At 65.4% G+C, this 17,801-nt stretch carries 17 protein-coding genes and 1 pseudogene; 8 read left to right on the top strand and 10 right to left on the bottom strand.

Features of this window, described 5'->3' with window-relative positions:
• Positions 1-146: 146 nt before the first annotated feature.
• From EET03_RS31935 to fni, 7 genes and pseudogenes are all read left to right on the top strand, one after another.
• Positions 147-485 (top strand): annotated as a pseudogene (locus tag EET03_RS31935) (GTP 3',8-cyclase MoaA); the annotation flags it as partial.
• 5 nt (positions 486-490) lie between these two features.
• Positions 491-745 carry a MoaD/ThiS family protein gene (locus EET03_RS23435; RefSeq protein ID WP_075540753.1) on the top strand — a complete coding sequence of 85 codons (255 nt, stop codon included), beginning with the start codon at positions 491-493 and terminating at the stop codon, positions 743-745.
• Between the two features lie 43 nt (positions 746-788).
• Positions 789-1,376, top strand: a complete 588-nt coding sequence (locus EET03_RS23430) for a nitroreductase family protein (protein WP_082274384.1) — start codon at positions 789-791, stop codon at positions 1,374-1,376.
• 21 nt (positions 1,377-1,397) lie between these two features.
• Positions 1,398-2,678 (top strand): class-II fumarase/aspartase family protein, encoded by a 1,281-nt coding sequence (locus EET03_RS23425; protein WP_082274385.1) that lies wholly within the window; start codon positions 1,398-1,400, stop codon positions 2,676-2,678.
• A gap of 343 nt (positions 2,679-3,021) precedes the next feature.
• Complete coding sequence (locus tag EET03_RS32510; protein WP_279637741.1) at positions 3,022-3,153, top strand: hypothetical protein; 132 nt, start codon at positions 3,022-3,024, stop codon at positions 3,151-3,153.
• Positions 3,154-3,379: 226 nt separating this feature from the next.
• Positions 3,380-4,468, top strand: a complete 1,089-nt coding sequence (locus EET03_RS23415; protein ID WP_075540756.1) for a hypothetical protein — start codon at positions 3,380-3,382, stop codon at positions 4,466-4,468.
• Positions 4,469-4,590: 122 nt separating this feature from the next.
• Positions 4,591-5,616 carry a type 2 isopentenyl-diphosphate Delta-isomerase gene (fni, locus tag EET03_RS23410; RefSeq protein WP_167470688.1) on the top strand — a complete coding sequence of 342 codons (1,026 nt, stop codon included), beginning with the start codon at positions 4,591-4,593 and terminating at the stop codon, positions 5,614-5,616.
• On the opposite strand, the gene EET03_RS23405 is transcribed toward fni, so the two are convergent.
• The 9 genes from EET03_RS23405 to EET03_RS23365 all read right to left on the bottom strand — a co-directional run bounded on the left by EET03_RS23405 (position 5,576) and on the right by EET03_RS23365 (position 16,723).
• On the bottom strand, positions 5,576-6,208 hold the full coding sequence (locus EET03_RS23405) for a MarR family winged helix-turn-helix transcriptional regulator (RefSeq protein WP_082274386.1): 633 nt from the start codon (positions 6,206-6,208) through the stop codon (positions 5,576-5,578). The two genes, fni and EET03_RS23405, sit on opposite strands and share 41 nt — an antisense overlap.
• 111 nt (positions 6,209-6,319) lie before the next feature.
• A complete protein-coding gene (locus EET03_RS23400) occupies positions 6,320-8,629 on the bottom strand; it encodes an MMPL family transporter (protein WP_099193764.1) in 2,310 nt (769 codons plus the stop codon).
• Between the two features lie 44 nt (positions 8,630-8,673).
• Positions 8,674-8,985, bottom strand: a complete 312-nt coding sequence (locus EET03_RS23395; protein ID WP_075540759.1) for a lycopene cyclase domain-containing protein — start codon at positions 8,983-8,985, stop codon at positions 8,674-8,676.
• The gene (locus EET03_RS23390) at positions 8,982-9,305 is read right to left on the bottom strand and encodes a lycopene cyclase domain-containing protein (RefSeq protein ID WP_075540760.1); all 324 of its coding nucleotides are present in this window, start codon (positions 9,303-9,305) and stop codon (positions 8,982-8,984) included. The genes EET03_RS23395 and EET03_RS23390 overlap by 4 nt, the downstream gene beginning before the upstream one ends.
• A complete protein-coding gene (locus EET03_RS23385; protein ID WP_075540761.1) occupies positions 9,302-10,264 on the bottom strand; it encodes a phytoene/squalene synthase family protein in 963 nt (320 codons plus the stop codon). Before EET03_RS23385 ends, EET03_RS23390 begins: the two co-directional genes overlap by 4 nt.
• Positions 10,261-11,802 carry a phytoene desaturase family protein gene (gene crtI / locus EET03_RS23380; RefSeq protein WP_075540762.1) on the bottom strand — a complete coding sequence of 514 codons (1,542 nt, stop codon included), beginning with the start codon at positions 11,800-11,802 and terminating at the stop codon, positions 10,261-10,263. The genes EET03_RS23385 and crtI overlap by 4 nt, the downstream gene beginning before the upstream one ends.
• Positions 11,803-11,815: 13 nt before the next feature.
• On the bottom strand, positions 11,816-12,850 hold the full coding sequence (locus EET03_RS23375; protein WP_082274387.1) for a polyprenyl synthetase family protein: 1,035 nt from the start codon (positions 12,848-12,850) through the stop codon (positions 11,816-11,818).
• Positions 12,851-13,254: 404 nt separating this feature from the next.
• The gene (locus tag EET03_RS31930) at positions 13,255-14,784 is read right to left on the bottom strand and encodes a cellulose binding domain-containing protein (RefSeq protein WP_244232501.1); all 1,530 of its coding nucleotides are present in this window, start codon (positions 14,782-14,784) and stop codon (positions 13,255-13,257) included.
• Between the two features lie 226 nt (positions 14,785-15,010).
• Positions 15,011-16,723 carry a CocE/NonD family hydrolase gene (locus tag EET03_RS23365; protein ID WP_075540764.1) on the bottom strand — a complete coding sequence of 571 codons (1,713 nt, stop codon included), beginning with the start codon at positions 16,721-16,723 and terminating at the stop codon, positions 15,011-15,013.
• 36 nt (positions 16,724-16,759) lie between these two features.
• Between EET03_RS23365 and EET03_RS23360 the strand changes: the two genes are divergently transcribed.
• Positions 16,760-17,386: a TetR/AcrR family transcriptional regulator gene (locus EET03_RS23360; RefSeq protein WP_075540765.1), complete on the top strand. Its 627-nt coding sequence runs from the start codon at positions 16,760-16,762 to the stop codon at positions 17,384-17,386.
• A gap of 99 nt (positions 17,387-17,485) precedes the next feature.
• Here the strand turns inward: EET03_RS23360 and EET03_RS23355 are convergent, their stop codons facing one another.
• Complete coding sequence (locus tag EET03_RS23355) at positions 17,486-17,671, bottom strand: hypothetical protein (RefSeq protein ID WP_122508831.1); 186 nt, start codon at positions 17,669-17,671, stop codon at positions 17,486-17,488.
• Positions 17,672-17,801 lie beyond the last annotated feature (130 nt).

Here is a 17,801-nt window from a genome sequence, read left to right as displayed (position 1 = left end):
CTGGCAAACCTATGCCCCGACACGATCGACGAGGCCCACGCCGCAACCGAATCCGGGCTCAACCGCGTTGGCTCCAACTACGATCTGTGTTTCGCCTTCCTCGCCCACACCGGCCTATCTTTACGACCATGAATCACTCAATTACCGAAACATCTTTAACTGCCGGCGGCGAAGAACGCGGCTCGGCGCCCGCCGAGCTGTTGCTGGTGAACGGCGGGCCCGGCAAAGTCGGGGTCATCGGGTCGGTGACCCAACCGTTTTGCGGCGGCTGCGACCGTACCCGGCTGACTGCCGATGGCCAGTTGCGGTCCTGTCTGTTCAGCAGTGAAGAAACTGACCTGCGACTAATGCTGCGCACCCGCTGCACCGATGATGAGATCGCTCGATGCTGGCGAAACGCCATGTGGGCCAAAGCTCCCGGGCACGGAATCAACGAGCAAGGCTTTCTGCAGCCAATCCGGCCGATGAGCGCGATCGGCGGGTGAGCACTATGCCGGTCGTCACCGTCCGGTATTTCGGCGCCGCGCGCGCCGCGACCGGACGTCACGAGGAAGCGGTGCCGGTCCGGGCGGGTGACACCGTGGCACAGGTGGTCAGCGCGATCGGCGGGCGCCACGGCGAGCGGATGGCAGACCTGTTGCAGCGGTGCAGCTTTCTGCTTGACGAAATGGCGGTGACCTCCAGGCGGTGCCAGGTCGCGCACTTGTCGACGCTCGATGTTCTGCCACCGTTCGCCGGGGGCTGATCGCATGCGAAACATGTAGTGGCGCAATAACACTCAAGGCCAGATCGACCCGACAATCGCGCGGCGTTGGAGTCCACGGGCATTCGACCCGCGGGCGGTTGTCACAGGAGACCAAGTCATTGCGTTGTTGGAGGCGGTACGCTGGGCGGCCACCTGGGGACGGCGCCAACCCGTCCGCTTCGTGGTGGGAATCCGCCGAGACGCGACGTTGGTTGCGCTGGTCGGACTGCTCAAGCCAGGCAACAGCTATGCCAGGGCCGCCAGCGCGCTGATCCTGGTGTGTGCCGACCACTCCGACGACGACCGGACTGCTGTCGACGCGGCGCTGGATTCCGGCGCGGCCATCGCCCAACTGAGCATCGATGCTCAGTCACGATCGCTCGTCGTTCACCCGATGGCCGGTTTCGAGGCTGGGGCCGCCCACGCCATGCCATTCCGCGCGACCTCATCGGAGCCCACAACGTCCCGACTTTTCATTTGCGCGGCGCGCATTTCTGTCCCCGGTGTACTGTGGGGCCGCCCGCGACCCCCCATACTTCGGCGCTCAAGAGGGACCATGATTCCGTCAACGGCGCTGTGCGCGCTGGACAGCGCAGTGCTCGGCGGCTTGCACACCACCGACGAGCTGTGAGCGATCCTCGGCGAGCGAGGGTTGCTGGCCCGTTTCCTGCAGGTCGAGGCGGAGCTTGCGGCGGCACAAGCCGACCTGGACATGATCCCGGCCGAGGTCGCACCGGCGTTGCGCGCCGTAACGCCCGACCACCTCGACATCGCGCGCCTCGCCAACCGCACGGAGGCGGCCGGGTATCCGATCGTCGGCCTCGTCGAACAACTTGCCGCGATAGTGCCCGACGGTCTCGGCCAGTACGCCCACTGGGGGGCCACCACCCAAGACATCATGGACACCGCTGCGGTCCTGCAGATCGTCGCGGCACTTGACGTCATCGAGCGGGATCTCCTGCACACGTTGGCCGCGCTGACGATGCTGGAACCCCAGCATGGCAGCGAGCTGATGGTCGGTCGCAGCCAACTGCAGCACGCCCTGCCGATCACCTTCCGATACCGGGTGGCGTGCTGGACCGCGCCGCTGCTGCGCCATCTGGACCGGCTCGCCGAGCTGCGGCCCCGTGTCGCGGTGGTTCAACTCGGCGGTGCCGTCGGCAGTCTCGCCTCTATGGCGCCGCGCGGTCTGGACATTCGCCGCGAGCTAGCCCGGCGTCTCGGCCTGGGAGCACCGTCAATCAGCTGGCACGCCACCCGTGATCGCTTCGTCGAGGTCGTCGCCTGGGCCGCCGCACAGGTGGCGGCCTCGCTGGGCAAGATCGGGCTCGACATCGTCGTGGGTTCCCAGACCGAGCTCGCCGAGCTGAGCGAGCCCAGCGCACCGGGCCGCGGCGTCAGCAGCACCATGCCGCAGAAACGCAATCCCATCGGCTCACAACAGCTCATCCGAGCCGCGCGGCTGACCCGCTCCTACCTGGACCTTGCACTCGACGGCGCCGTGGCCGACTGTGAACGGGCCACGGCCGTGTGGTCGCTCGAGTGGCACACGGTGGCCCCAGCGCTGGCCGTCTGCGGCGGCGCCGTTCGCACCGCGGCCGACGTGCTCGCCGGGCTGCACGTGGCCTCCGCGGCAATGGCGGCCAATCTCGACCGGACCCACGGGATGATCATGGCCGAATCGGTGATGATGCGGTTGGCGCCGGTCCTCGGCCGCCAGGCCGCCCACGATGAGTTGGAAACGCTGGTCACCGCCTCCATCGAGAGTGGCGAGTCGTTCGCCACGCTTGTTGCGCGCCGCGACCCGAAGCTGGCCGACGCCGTAACGCCGGCCGCTTATCTCGGGCACGTCGACGAACAAACCGTCGCCGTCATGTCCGAGGCGGCCGCGCGAGTAGGCGGACAGACATCGAGGCAGGGCACCTCGACATGACCTCGATCGCCGTTGCGGAATCTGTCAGGGGTGAGAGGCGGGATCTGAAATCTACTTTGGCCAGCGAGCCATTCCGGTGGCGCGGCGCACATGGACGTGTGGGCCCTTGATCGAGTAACCGAGGACGCTATTGGTGGCGAGTAGGTGCATGTCTTCGCGGTGGAGCCCCAGCGCTTCTTCGATTCCAGACGCCCACTTACGAGCAGGGCATCGCACACTTCAAGGGATTCCCCGGCCGAATCGTCAAACTCGCTGAGCCGCAGCCTTTTCGACTGCGGCCTGGAAAGGCTAGAAATGGCGCGCAGAACGGGCCGCTCAGTGGTCGTCAACCGGATCCTCGCAGGTGAATCGCACGCTGAAGCTCAACCCGTCCTTCGTTGACCGCCGAGCCCAACAGCTCATCGTGCGGGCGTTGGGGCGCCTCCAGGACGATCCCGAACTGGACCACGACGCATATCTGGACAAGCAGGGGTAGGCGCCTGGACGCGTTCACATTTCGGCGGCCGCTGCGGACGACGAGACGATTGATTTCACACCTGGTGGTGTGACGACCAGCCCGAAGTTGTGGCGGCTCGGCCGCGACGCCCACGCTGACTCCGTTTTAGCGAAGGCGTCGGCGACAGTCGTTGCGGTGTAGCCCTTCTTGATCCGGACGCGGCCGATGGCGGGCGCAGTTGGTTACTGCCGAATACTGTCAAGCCATGGTTTCGGAGGCCGTCGGCGCCCTCACATCCCTCGTCAATGCGAGCGCCATGCTGCTGGTGCCCGCGATGATGGGATTCTCCACGGTGCTGTGCTTGGCGCGAGCACCGAGCCCGCTGACGCTGGTCGCCATCCACGAGTACCTAGGACGCACGAAGATTTTCGACCGCATCTGGCTGCTCGCCGCGTTCGGGTGGATCGGTTGGGCCGGCGTGCAGGGCGGCGCGCCGGGCTGGACCGTCGCGGCCGGAGCCACCGCGCTGGTGTTGGCAGGCCTCCACTTTTGGCTGACCGGGTCGCTGCGCGGGATGCTTGCTCCGTTGGTCGGGGCAATACTGAGCGCTGGGCCGGTGACAACAGTGAGCGAGGACGGGCTGTTTGTCGCTCGTCGTCGAACGCGTGAAGACACTCCCGCCCTGCCGATCGTTTGGGCTGTCCGAACACTCGCGTTCGTGCTGCTCGCGGTTGCCATGCTATTCGTCGGCGTCGCGCTCGCCGCGGATCCGTCGTCGTTCGGCCTGGCAATCCTTGTCGGTGGCTTCTGGCTCTCGCTCGGCGTGATCGGGATCGACCTGGCTCAGGACGTGTGGCCCGGCACGACCACACACGCCCGCCTCGCCGAGTGCTCCCGGTACTACGTTCAGATGTTCGAGCAGTGGAAGAACATCGGAGTGCTCGTCGGCTTTGGCATCGTCACGATTGGCGCACCAATCGCCTGGGCGACCGGGCGTGCCGCGGCCCCCGTGTTGGCATTCCCGCTGTGGATCGGGGCCTGCCTCGCCTTCGCGGTCTTCTTCAACCAGGTGTTGCACCGCAATGGCTGGAGTCGAAGCCGGGTTCCGCTGCCGGTGTCGGTGAACCAATACAGCGCGACGCACCCGCTCTGGGCTCACTTCTTCACCGTGATTCACGTCGTGATGGCCGTCGCGCTGCTGGTCGGGCTCGAAGGTCTTGGGCGAGGAGAACCCGGTGCGGGAGCGGTCATCCCCATGGTCGCCGATCGCCGACCGGCAATACTCCTCGACGTCGGCGAAGCGTACGATGCCTTGATCGCTACCAGCGCGATCGCTAAAGTTTCGCCAGCTTAACATTTCAATCTCTTAACAAAAATTGAGGACCGCCAAGCTACGCTGGAACGGCACCTGATTACGTCGACGAGGATGGCGATGACAACATCTGTCGGTGTCCCGTGACGACCGATCCGGCCGAAATGGGGCGTCGCAAACGGCGCCACATCGATGTGTGCCTCAACGGCGACGTCAACTTCGCCGGCGTAACTACCGGGCTGGAGCGTTATCGCTTGCCGTTCAACGCCCTGACCCAAACCAGCCTTCACGACGTTGACATGTCGGCCGACTTCTTCGGGACGCGCCTGCGTGCGCCGATCCTGATCGGTGCGATGACCGGCGGCGTCGAACTCTCGGCAACAATCAACCGCAATTTGGCGACCGCCGCGCAGCGGCTTGGTCTTGGCATGATGCTCGGATCGCAGCGGATCATGCTGGACAGATCACGGGGGGAGCGGGCCGCGGCCAGTTTCGAAGTGCGTGACGTGGCCCCGGACGTACTGCTGATCGGCAACATCGGCCTGGCGCAGCTGACGAAAGCCGCCGTACCCGACATCAGCAACGCCCTGGACCGGGTGGGAGCCAATGCCCTTGCGGTGCACGCTAACTCGTTACAAGAGGCTATTCAGGGCAACGGGGACACCGACTTCACCGGATCGCTGCAACGGCTATGCGATGTCGCCGCCTCGCTGGACCGCCCGTTGCTGCTCAAGGAAGTGGGCCATGGTATCGGCGCTCGGGCGGTCGCGCTGTTGAACCAGCTGCCCGGCGGTTTGCCGGTGTCGGGTATCGACGTGGCCGGCGCCGGGGGCACCTCGTGGTCGAGAGTCGAGCAGCTGGTTCGCTACGGTGAACTGCGCTACCCGGACTTGGCCGACTGGGGCATACCGACGGCCCGGGCGATCGTCGAGGTGCGCGAAGCATTGCCGACGATTCCGCTGGTCGGCTCCGGCGGTATCCGCACCGGGATGGACGCGGCCAAAGCGATCGCCCTGGGTGCGGACGTGGTTGCGATGGCTCGCCCGCTGCTGGCTCCCGCGATTGAGTCCGCGAATGCCGTCGAAGACCGGCTGCAACGGTTCATCGACGAGCTTCGCATCTGCCTGCACTGCTGTGGCGCAACGGATCTCAATGCGCTGCGCGCCGTCGGCGTGACCCCGATCCGGTAGCCGGCCCCGGCTCGGCCGTTGCCGGTTTCGACGGCGGTTTTCGCCGCCTGCCGGGTGCCGCCTTCGAAGATTCCTTGGTCCGCGCCGACGACTCCGCGGGCGGGTGTAGCTCGCTTTCAAATGCAGACATCCCCGCGATCATCGCCATGAATACCTTGTGGGCACTGCGCAGATCCCGGTCGGGCAGCTCGGCCAGGGACGCGCGCAGATGTTCACCCAGTGGCCTGAAGAACTCGTGAGCCAACTTCATGCTGCCGTCCTGCAGCCGCAGCAGCGACCTGCGGCGGTCCTCGACATCCGACTCACGGCGGATGTGTCCGGCGTCGATCATGCGATCGGCAAGATAGGTAATGGCCGCCGCCGACACGTCCAGGCGCTGGCTGAGCTGGGCCGGTGTCAACGGTGTGCCCGCTGTCTCGGCGACCATGAGGTGCAGCAGGGCATGAAAGTCGCCGTGGCTCAAATCGTTCTGCCGGGCATAGTAGCGGCCGACTCGGTCGGAATGAGCGGTGATCGTCCGGAGGTCGGCCGACAGCAGCCTCTCCAGCTCAGCCCGAGTCGGCTGTCGATTCGCAGCGACGCGCTTGGTCACTTGCCTGCATCCTTCATGGCGATAAGGCGATAGCTTAGCCCGTGCCCCTTACACGTGGTCCTCGACGCGGTCCTTAATAGTCTTAACAGTGCCGCGGCGGAAACGCGGTAGCTAGCCGTTGGCCGTGCGGGCTGCACCCACGGCGTCACCGGCGTCACCGGCTTCACCGGCTTTACCGGCGTCACCGGCGTCACCGGCTTCACCGGCGTCACCGGCGTCACCGGCGAAGATCCGACGGTGCATACCGGCCAGCGGTTGCGGCGCCCACCAGTTCAGGCTGCCGAACACATGCATGAAAGCCGGCACCAGCAGCGCTCGTACCAAGGTCGCGTCTACCAGCACTGCGATCGTCAGCCCCACTCCGAACATGCGCATAAAGGACACGTCGGCGGATATCAGCGCCGCAAACGAGATCGACATCAACAGCGCGGCGGCGGTGATCACCCTTCCGGTGTGGGCCAGACCCAACGCGATGCTTTCGTCGTTGTCGGCGCGTGTCCGGGGTGACTGCAGCCAGTATTCGCGAATGCGCGCCAACAGGAAAACCTCGTAATCCATCGACAATCCGAATGCGATACAGAACATCAGCACCGGAATGTTGGCGACCAGCGTACCGGTCGGTGTGGTGCCCAGCGCGCCCAGATGCCCGTCCTGAAAGATCCATACCAGCGCGCCGAAAGCCGCTGTGAGGGAAAGCATATTGAGCAGCACCGCCTTGATCGGCAACACCAGACTGCCGGTCATCAGGAATAGCAGCACCACAGTGACCGCCGCGATGAAACCGAACACCACCGGCAAGCGTGACGTGATCCCGTTGACGCAGTCGCGATTCATCTGAGCGATTCCCGTCATCTGGACCGGGTGACCGCCCGCCAGCGGGACGGCATGCAAACGGTCCAACTGGGTCTCTGATGCCTGCGTGTACAGCGGTGCGGCGCTGTCCACGGTCAGGTATGCGCTGCCGGCCGCCATTGCGGCCGGTGCCGACGGCGGCCCGGTGAGCCGGCCGGCCACGAACGTGCCCTTCGGCGCGGACACCGCCGCCACATCGGGCACCCGGGACAGCTGTGCTGCGTACTCGTCGAGGTCTGGCGGTGTCAGGCCGGCGGTGTCGGGGATGACGATCGTCACTTTGGTTTCGGAGTTGGAGGTGAAGTCGCTGCGGATCCGATCGCTGACCATCCGCGCCGATGCCGACGAGGGCAGCACCCGGTCGTCGGGATAGCCCCATTTGATGCCGAGGAACGGTATTCCCAGCGCGATCAATAGCGCAATGATGGCCAGGCCCACCGGAATAGCGTGACGCATAACAAATTTGGCAGTGCGGTACCAGAAACTCTGGGCTATGTGCTGCCGTGGCGGCTCGGGGCGGCCTGATAACCGCCGGCCCAGCTGCCGTACGTTGAGCGCATCGAGCCGGCCACCCAGTAGCACAAGCACGGTCGGCGCCACCACCACGGCCGCCAACGCGGAAAAGACCACGACCGCGATGCCGGCATAGGCGAAGGACTTCAGGAAATACATGGGAAATGCCACCATGGCGACCAGCGACAGGGCCACCGTCATCGCGGAAAACAGCACGGTGCGCCCGGCCGTCGTCATGGTGCGGATCAAGGCGTCGTCACGGTCCCGTCCGTCGGCGAGCTCATCGCGGTACCGGCTGACGATCAACAAGGTGTAGTCGATCGCCAAGGCCATCCCCAGCGCGACCGTCACGTTGAGCGCAAAGATCGACACGTCGGTGACCAGGGCAATCCCACGCAGCACCGCGAGTGAACCCAGGATCGCGAAGCCGCCCACGGCTACCGGCAATGCCGCTGCCAGTAACCCGCCGAATACCCAGATCAGCGCGACGAAACTCACCGGTATCGCAATGAATTCCATTCGCAGCAAGTCTTTTTGGGTCTGCTGATTGACCTGCGCGTAGACCATCGCCGCGCCGCCGGCCAGTACTGTGACGCCCTCGCGGTGCTGCGCGAGCCGGTCTGCGAGGGTCTGGGCGTGCGCGGGTGCGCTGCTTTCATTTCCCTTGAGCGCGGCCAGGATTATCGCGGACTTGCCGTTGGTGCTGACCATGCCGGGGGCGGGCAGGGGCGTGTCCCAGGGGGATGCGACCTGAGCAACGAACGGTGACTCGGCAAGCTGTCGTGCGATATCCGTTCCGACGGCCCGCGCCGGGCCGTCTTGCACGCCGCTGTCCGAGCTCACCAGCAGCACCATCTCCATGTCACCCCGGTGGAACCTGTCGGCGAGTATGGCTGCGGCGCGGGCGGATTCGGATGCCGGATCCACGAACCCGCCGGGGGCCAGACTGGTCGCGGCGGGAATGCCAAAGATGGCGGCGCCGGCCATCACGAGGATCGCGGCCGCGATGATCCGTCGCGGTGCCGCGATAGCGATGCGCGCCATTCCCGACAGCATGTGAGGCCTCCTCCGGCTCGATCCGCGATTAGTCGGCGCCGGCCTCATCGGCGCACATTCCGGCGCTCGCAGAGCAGCAGGACGGCGGTGACCATCGCAAAACCGAACAGGAAATCCTCGATCGGGATATCGAGCGGGAACCGCAGGCCCGTCGTTTGGTGTTCGTCATAGCTGACGATCGGCGAGCTGAGTTTGGTCAGCCAGCCGTCGACCGGGATCTGAAATCCCAGCACGATCAGCATCGACACCCAGTACGCCGGGCGCCGAAACACGCCGGTGCGCAACAGCTTCAGCTCCAGTGCGCTGACGGCCACCACGGCCAGCACGGCCGGCAGCGTATATCCCAGCCCGGTCATCGGCGGCTGCGCCGATCGAGAATCGTGCTGACCGCGTTGTAGGTCAGCAGTGCGCAGATCGGGATCACCACAAAGAACAGCACCTCTTCGACTGGCACCCGAAACGGAACCGACAGGCCGCTGATATAGCGCGCGTCGTAGGTCCATATTCCGGCGGCGACGGCTATCTCATCCCAGACGAGGAACACCGCCGCAACCGGCAGCACCGCTTTCAGCAGCCGCAGCGGCTGCCGGTAGATGCCGTTGCCGAAGAACTCCAGCGGCGCGGTGATTGCCAGGCAGGCGGCCAGGACCAGCAGGTATTGCCAGTGATCGGTCATGCGGCACCCGGCTCAGCCGGCTCGGAAGCATCGGGGGCGCTGTTGCGGGCCAGCCAGGCTTGGATCAATCCGGCTCCGGCGACCCGTAGCCGTCGTGCCTGCCCGACGGTGGCACGGTGACTGAATACCTCGAAATCGTCGTCTTCGATGCGATCCAGAATTTCGGAGTACAGCGTCAAAGCGGTTGCCACACAGGGCCGGGAGCGAGGCGCAAGCATGGCGATCCCGTCAGCGGCGAACCGGTAGATGTTCCTGGTGATCGCATGTTGGGCCGCCAACGCGTTACGTACCCGATTGTCGGTGCACCGATTCCGGTGGCACCACATCAACAGATCCCGGTCGACGCCATCGCCGGCGAGCTCGTCCGCGGGCAGGTAGACCCGGTTTCTGGTCAAGTCTTCGTCGATGTCCCGGATGAAGTTGGTGAGCTGGAAAGCGCGTCCGAGGGCGGCGGCGTACGGGGCGGCCTCCGCGACCGGCGCCACGGTGCCCAGGATCGGAAGGACCTGCAGCCCAATTGCTTCCGCTGAGCCGCGCATGTATGCGTTGAGCGCGTCGCGGTTGGGGTAGTCGGTGACCGTGAGGTCCATTCGCATCGATGCCAGGAAATCTTCGAAAAGCTCGGTATTGATGTCGTACCGGCGCGCGGTGTGGCGCACGGCTACCAGCACCGGGTGGTCGGTGAGGTCGGCGCCGGCGAAGAACCGATCGGAAAGCTCTTGCAGTCGCTGGGCGCGAACGTCCATGCCCAGATCGGGATCAAGCGAGTCGAGAATATCGTCGGCATGACGGGCGAAACCGTACAGTGCATGCACCGGCGGTCGTTGGTCCGGCGCCAGCAACCGGGTGGCGAGGAAGAAGGTACGGCCGTGGGCGGCATTGATCCGCCGACACCGGCGATACGCCTCGCGCAGCCGCGGATCGTGGATATCGGCGGCGTCTAATTCGTTGCGAATCATGACATCTGCGCTTTCACGTCGGCTTTCATGTCAAAGTTGCGGGCTTGTCGGCGCACGCCGCCGGTGATGCGATCGGCGGCAAGCCGCCCGGAGATGAGCGTGGTGGGCACACCGACTCCGGGAATGGTCGACGACCCCGCCAGCACGGCATTGTCGACGCCGGGGACCATGTTTGCCGGCCGGAACGGCCCCGTCTGGCCAAACGTGTGCGCCAGCGCGAACGGTGTGCCCGCCGCCATGCCCTGACGCGCCCAATCCAGCGGGGTGACAACGTCGAGCACGTCGGCACTGGTGCGAAGCTCCGGCAGCAGCCGGTCGGCGACGGTGTCGATGATCGATTCCGCGTAGGCGTTGCCGGCGGTGGGCCAGTCGACCGCACCGGCGGCCAGGTTGGGTGCCGGTGCAAGCAGGTAGAAAAGGTCGCGGCCGGCGGGGGCCAGCGTCGGATCGCTCGCTGTCGGCCGGGTGACCAGTAGCGACGGGTCCCGCATCAGCCGCCCGTCACGAATGATGTCGGTGAAAGTCTGCTCCCACGCTGCCCCGAAAAGGATTGTGTGGTGAGCCATCGGACGATCCGGCGACGAGACGCTGCGGCAGCCGGCGTGGACGACGACGGCCGACGGCGAGGCCCGCAACGCACGGACGCGACGCGGTGTGCGGCCCAATAGTCGGTACGCCGTGGGTAGTTCGGTGGTGAGCACGACGGCGTCGCAGGGGATGCGCTGTCCCCGGTCGGTGCGCACGGCGGTGATCCGGTTGCCGCTGTGTTCGAGTCCGATGGCGCTGCAACGGTAATGAAACCGCACGCCGGCGCCGGTTCCGGCGGCCGCCAGCGCATCGGGTAGCGCTCGGACGCCGCCGCGCGGGAAGAACACTCCCGACACGGTGTCCATGTATGCGATCACGGCATACGCCGCCAAGGCATCGCGCGGGGCCACACCGGCGTAGAGCGATTGGAAGGTGAAGATCCGCCGCAGCCGCGGGTCGCTGAGGTAGCGCCCGACCATGGCGTCCCAGTTGCGGAATCCACCGATCGCCGCCAGCCGCGCCAGCTGTGGTGTGAGCAGCGACAATGGAGAATCGAAATTGGCGGCGATGAACCCGTCCATTTCGGTGCGGTACAGCCGCGTCAGCCACTCGCGCAACCGGCGGTAGCCGGCGGCCTCCCGGCTGCCGGCAAACGTCTGGATGGCTGATGCCATCCGGTCGGCGTCGCAATGCACGTCGAGAGAGCTGCCGTCGGCGAACATCGCGTGGTAAGCCGGGTCGACCGGGTGCAGTTCCAAACGGCCAGAGCTGGTTTCGCCTACGGCGGCGAATACTTCGTCGATGATGTCGGGCATGGTGAGCACCGTTGGGCCGGTGTCGACTTGGTAGCCGCCGACGTCGAGTCGTCCCGCGCGCCCGCCCGGCCACGGTTCGCGCTCGACCACTGTGACACCGCGGTCCCGGCCGGCCAGATGCAGTGCCGTGGACAGCCCCGCCAATCCCGCACCGATCACCACAACGTGATCGGTGCGTCCCCGAACAGTCCGCATTACCGGGGTCCTCTCACGCGGTGCGCTCCACGCAGGCGTCCGCCAAGTTGGCCAGCGCCGCGCGAGTGGCACAGTCGATCATGATGTGGTCCAGGACATTTAGGGCACGTTCAACGCGGCGTCTGATCATGCCCTCGATCCGCTGCGCGGCACCTGTCGCGATGATCACCGCCCGGAAGCGGTCCAGCGCTGCATCGTCGAGATGATCGGCGCTTATCAGCTCGGCAAGCTCCCGGCGTGCCGACCGGTCGGCCATCTCGTGCGCGGCCACCACCACGCTGGTGGCCTTACGATCGAGCAGGTCCCCGCCGTTGGGCTTGCCCGTGGTCACCGCCGGGCCGAACACGCCCAGCAGGTCGTCGCGAAGCTGGAAGGCCTCGCCGACATCGGATCCGTAGAGCCCGAGTTGAGTCAGGGTGCGCTCGTCGCAGTCGGCCATCGCCGCGCCCATTTCCAACGGCCGGCGCACCGTGTAGTTGCCCGACTTGCGCCGCGCGATGTCGAGGACGGTCCGCAGCGACGGCTGGTCGCGGATATCGTTGGCCAAGTCGGCGAATTGGCCTACCGCCAGCTCGATGCGCATCGCGTCGTATCGCGGCCAGAGCTGCTGCAGGCGGCGGGCCTCGACACCGCTTTCGCGCAGCATCTGTTCGGCCCAGATAAGGCAGATGTCCCCCAGCAGGATGGCCGCCGATTCACCGAATCGCCCTGCCGGGCCGGACAATCTACGTCGTCGGTACCACTCGGCAAGCTGGACGTGCACGGCCGGGTTGCCGCGCCGCTGTGACGATCGGTCCATCACATCGTCCTGCAGGAGCGCAAACGCATGCAGCAACTCCAAGCTCGCCGCAGCCGACAGTGCCGCAGAGCTCGGCGCGGCGCCGCACAGCCAGCCCAGGTACATGAAGGTGGACCGTAGGCATTTGCCGCTTGAGACGAACGTCAACAAGATTTCGCCCGCGGCCGCCGAAGCTGCCTCGTCGAGCTGGGATGCACTGCGCGTTGCGACGAACTCGGCGACTGTGGCCAGGACCGCCTGCCGCAACATGACTCGCCATGAAGCAGAATCGACGGCGGGCGATCTGTAGCCGACGGTCGTCGGCGATGAGTCCGCCGCAGCCGCAACTGACACCGTAGGCAGCTCGGCCGTCGGCGGTTGGCGCGAAAAGCTAGCACACACCGGCTCATGCCTCCCTGTTCGTCGGGTAGCGAAACGGTCTGCACCACGTTGCGAAGTGGCTGCGACGCTACTGGCAGCTTAGGGGAGAGCCGCGAGATTCGCTTAATAAAGTTAAAAATTAATTTTATGAAGTGCATGTGAAACCGCAGCTGCCATTCGGGGAAGGTGAGTACCGGCACACCTCGGCTCCGGCGGGCCGTTCGGTTCGGGATGGGCTGTCGAGGCACGTGGCAGTGCCGGATATGCCCGGACTGACCGCTGATGCGGCCCGGTCAGTTGACGGTGGCCGAGAACGAATTGACGGCAAGGCCGACGCCGCCGTTCCACGGCTCGAATCCGGCCTGAATGCTGGTGAGGTACCAGGAATTGGTTATCACGCCCCGGTTGCGGACATCGCTGACGAAATCCAGCACGCTGAAGCTCCACGAGTTGATCGGCGTCGGCGCCACGTAGGAGATCACATTATTACTGCCGTTGCTGCCTTGCCAGACATCCCAATTGCGGCCGCCGATGGTGGTAGTGCCGACCTTCGCGCCGACCGGTTGGATGGAGCCCTGGCGGTTGAACCAGATCATGATCTCCATCTGGTTGACGCCGTCCTTCTTCGGTGTCGGATCCAGCCAGATGTCGTACGCCGCATCGTAAGTGCCACTGGCGTAGCTGTAACTGATGCTGCTGTTAGCAGTGATGAGCTGGCTCAGCTGGGCCGGCAGCCTGCTGCCCGGAGAGCAATTGCTGTAGTGACAGCCCAGGTAGACCGACGGATATGACAGCGGAGCGCCGTTGGTGGGGGCCGAGCCGTCCTCTTTGGTGATGGCGAACCCGTTAGCGGTGACGTTGATGCACTGCGCGGCGCTGGTGCCCCACCGATTGTTCTGAACGACGTAGGCGCCTCCGATCGTCGTCGTTCCGAACTGATCGCAAATCTGGGTGCCGCCGGTGGTGGTGCTCGTGGTTGTCGTCGGAGTCGTGGACTGGCTGGTTGACGCCGATCCGCCGGTGCAGGACTGGCCGTTGAGCAGACAATTCGCCGGTGGCGCATACGCGTCCGTCTGGGCGGCCTGGAAACCGACGGTGACCGAATTGCCCGGAGCGATTGTGCTGTTGTAAGACTCGGGAGTCAGGACGTAATGCGTTCCGGATTGCGCAAGTTTGCTGCTCCACGCATTGGTGATGGATTCGCCGGCAGGCAAGTCGAATTCGAGTTTCCAACCTGTCAGCTGTGCGGCGCCCGGGTTGGCGATGTTGTAGTTGGCCACGAAGCCGGTACTCCATTGCGAGGTCACCGACAACGTCGCGGTCGCCGCGCCGGGGGTGGCGGACCCCGTCGTCGTGGTCGTTGTCGTCGGTGTCGTCGTGGTGGTGGTTGTCGTGGTGGGAGTCGTAGTCGCAGTGGTAGTCGTGGTAGTCGTGGTGCTCGGGGTCGATCCGGCGGTGCAGGGTTGGCCATTGACCAGACAATTCGCCGGTGGTGAATAGGCGCCGGTCAGCGCGGCCTGGAAGCCGATGCTGATGGAGCCGCCGGGCGCAATCGTTCGGTTGTAATCTTCGGGGGTCAGGACGAAGTGCGTTTCGGACTGGGCCAGCTTGCTACTCCACACATTGGTGATCGATTCGTCTGCAGGCAAATCGAATTCGACCCTCCATTCGGTCAGCTGAGCCGAGCCCGAGTTCACTATCTTGTAGTTGGCCACAAAGCCGGTGTTCCACTGCGATGTCACCGCCAAGGTTGCGGTCACCGCGGCCGCATGAGCCATCGGAGATGCGAGAATGACGGTGAAGGCAATCACGAATGCCGACACGACAACGTGAAATGCTGGGCGCCAGGATCTCTCATACGTATTCGATCCGCGCATCCGGGCAACGTTATAGCTGAGCCAATGGCAATGGTGCTAATCGACTTCCAAAGCTGCCGTATCTTCGCCCAACCGAAACCGTCATGAAATATCCGTATTCATCGCTATTGCGCGATGCCGCGATCTGCCCGAAATGCCCGCGGCTGAGTGGATCGGCCGCAATATCATTACGTTAGCCAAGTACCGGGAGCAGAAGCCGCGACGACGAGCGGACGGTGTTCAGGCTGCTGGTACCGACGCTGGCATGCCGGAAACCCATGATGGCGGGCGCCGACGGATCTTGGTCGTCGCTGGTGAGCACCAGCTGGATGCGGTGTCCGCTTTTGAACCGGCGAGCATTGGGAACCAATGGGATTCGATACACAACGTCTTGTCCTACCGGTATCCCCTGAGCGCTCTTACAGGGCAACGCCGGCGCCCCGGGCCGGCTGGCCGCCTCGTCGACCGCACGCATGCTCGCGCGCAGCCAGCCCGCCGTCACATCGGTGGTTTGGCCGTCCGGCGCCACGTCCTGCAGCGTGGCAATCCACGCGGTATCGATCGCCGTCGCCGATGCCACCAGTCGCAGCTCGATGTCGCCCACGATATCGAGGTCCTCGCTCAACGGGGTGCCGGTCCAGGTCAGCATCGACGGTGGATCGATAGCACTCGGCTTGACGCGGCCCAATCCCGAACCCAGCACCATGAATTCGCGGCTGCCCGGCTCACCCTCGTCCGCGCGCAACGCACCGTCGGCGCGCAGCGCGAGTTCGCGGTGCGGCGTCATCGACGGCGGCCATGACTCGGCGGTACGCCATTCGCCGGCGCCCGGCAGAAAATAGCGGATCGGCGGCCCGTCGAGGATTCCGGTGTCGCGGCCCTTGAGCCAGTGGTCGTACCAGGCAAGCGCTTCGACGTGCAGACTTTCCCATGGCCAGGTCAGGCCGAACTTGCCCAGTAGGCCCATTCGCACACAAGCGTCGTCCGACAATGCGTTCCAGGTGGCAAATGTCGACGGGAGGTGTAGTGGCACATTGTCCCAGTCGCAGCCGAGGTACACCGGAATGTCGATTGCCTTCAGTAGCGGCAACAGGTTTCGCTCCTGCCACCACTGGTCGCGGGTTGGATGCCTGACTGCGGCGTCGAGCCAGAGCTCGTCCCACGGATGCGGATTGTGCGGCAGGCGGAGGAGCTGGCGCAGCATGGTGAGCGCCGACTCCCCGTTGAGGGTTTCGAACTTTTTATGCACCCGCGGGCTGTTGAGCACCCGGCGAACCAGACCGACGGGCTTGCTGCGCCAGAGCTTGTCGCTGCGCTCGGCCGTCAGGCCGGTCATCGCGAGGAAGGGGGTGACGAAAGACGAACTCAGCTGGCCGTGATGGTTGGCTCCCTCGTAGAGGTCGGTGGTTACCGCCAGGGGGAAGATCGCCTTGAGGTGCGGCGGGCGCTCGACGGCGGCTTCGAGCTGGCTCATCGCGAAGTAGCTGATGCCGATCATGCCGACGTTTCCGTCGCACCAGGGTTGTGCGGCAACCCATTCGACAACGTCGTAGAGGTCTTGGCGCTCCTGTGCGTCGAAGAAGCTGAACGTGCCGCCGGACCCGCAGGTGCCGCGGAGGTTGGCGATCACGTGCGCATAGCCGCGCGAAACCCAGAAGTCGGTCGTGCCGGCCTCGATGAAGCCGGCGGGTGCGCCGAAGTCCTGCATCTGCCGCGGGTAGGGCGAAGCGGCCAGCAGCGCGGGGAAGCGGCCGTCGGAATCGGGCCGGTGCACATCGGCCAACAACCTGGTCCCGTCTCGGACCGTGATCGCCGCGTTGGCGTCGGTGCGGGAGGTGTAGCGCGGCTCACTGAGGTTGCGGTACTGCCGGCCGGTGGTCTGCGGACCGTTGAGCAATGCCGTCATAATTTCACGCTACGTTGAAATTAGTTTCAACGCAAGATGAAATTCCGCGGGTATGGTGTGACTGTGGCGACACGATCCAGCACCCCCGGCCCGCGCGACGACCGTGGCGTGCTGGCGGCGCGCATTCTCACCGCGGCCCGCGAAGAGTTCGCCGAACACGGCTGGGCCGGCACGGCGATCCGCGCCGTCGCGCGCGCCGCCGACGTCGACCCGGCGCTGATCTACCACTACTTCGGCTCCAAGGAAGGCCTGCTCGACGCGGCGACCGCGCCACCGCAGAAGTGGCTCGACTCGGTCGCCACGACCTGGGCCACGCCACGAGAGCAGCTGGGCAGGCAACTGATCCGCAACGTGCTCGACATCTGGACGGATGCAGAGGTCGGTCCCGCCCTGCGCGCAGTGGTGCTGACCGCCGCCCACGAACCCACGACCCGCGAAAAGCTCCGGCTGATCGTCGAGCGCGGGCTAATCGGTGAGTCGACGCTCGGCGACGACGAGGGCGAACGGCTGCGTCGCAGTGGGCTGATCGCCAGCCAGCTGATCGGTTTCGCCCTGCTGCGCTACGTCTGGAAAATCGAGCCGATCGCGTCGATGCCCGAAGACGAGGCGGTGGCAGCGCTTGCGCCCAACCTGCAGCGTTACGTCGACGGCGACATCACCTGAAGCGGGTCAGGCGAGCGCCCGCACGGGTCCGCGATCACGCCGTCGCCGGGTGCGCGTCAGATTTGTAGGTAGTTGTTGTTGATCTTGATATCGGCCTGGTCACGCGGTGGCGGTCTGGTTGTGCGGCTGTGTGCAGATCTGTTCCCAGCGACCGCTGGCGTGCTGGCAGCGCAGGGTGAGGATGCCGGTGGCGCCGGGGATGTTCCAACGCATGCCGGAGAGTTTGAGGCGTTGGCCGACGATGGCTTTGCAGCCGGCTTCCACGGTGCCCGAGCCGACGAACATGCCGTGATCGCGGAGGCGTAGCGCATGCGGTGGGCGTTGGTTTTGAAGTAGGCCAGCGCCTTGGTCGTTTGGCGGGCGGTGTCCTCGGATAGCCGCGGACGCAGCCGATCGGTTTCGGCGGCCAGGGTTT

It is taken from the genome of Mycobacterium innocens (assembly GCF_900566055.1).
In the GTDB taxonomy this organism is placed as follows: domain Bacteria; phylum Actinomycetota; class Actinomycetes; order Mycobacteriales; family Mycobacteriaceae; genus Mycobacterium; species Mycobacterium innocens.
Note: the sequence above shows the minus strand (reverse complement) of the source record. Positions and strands in the feature narration are given on the sequence as shown.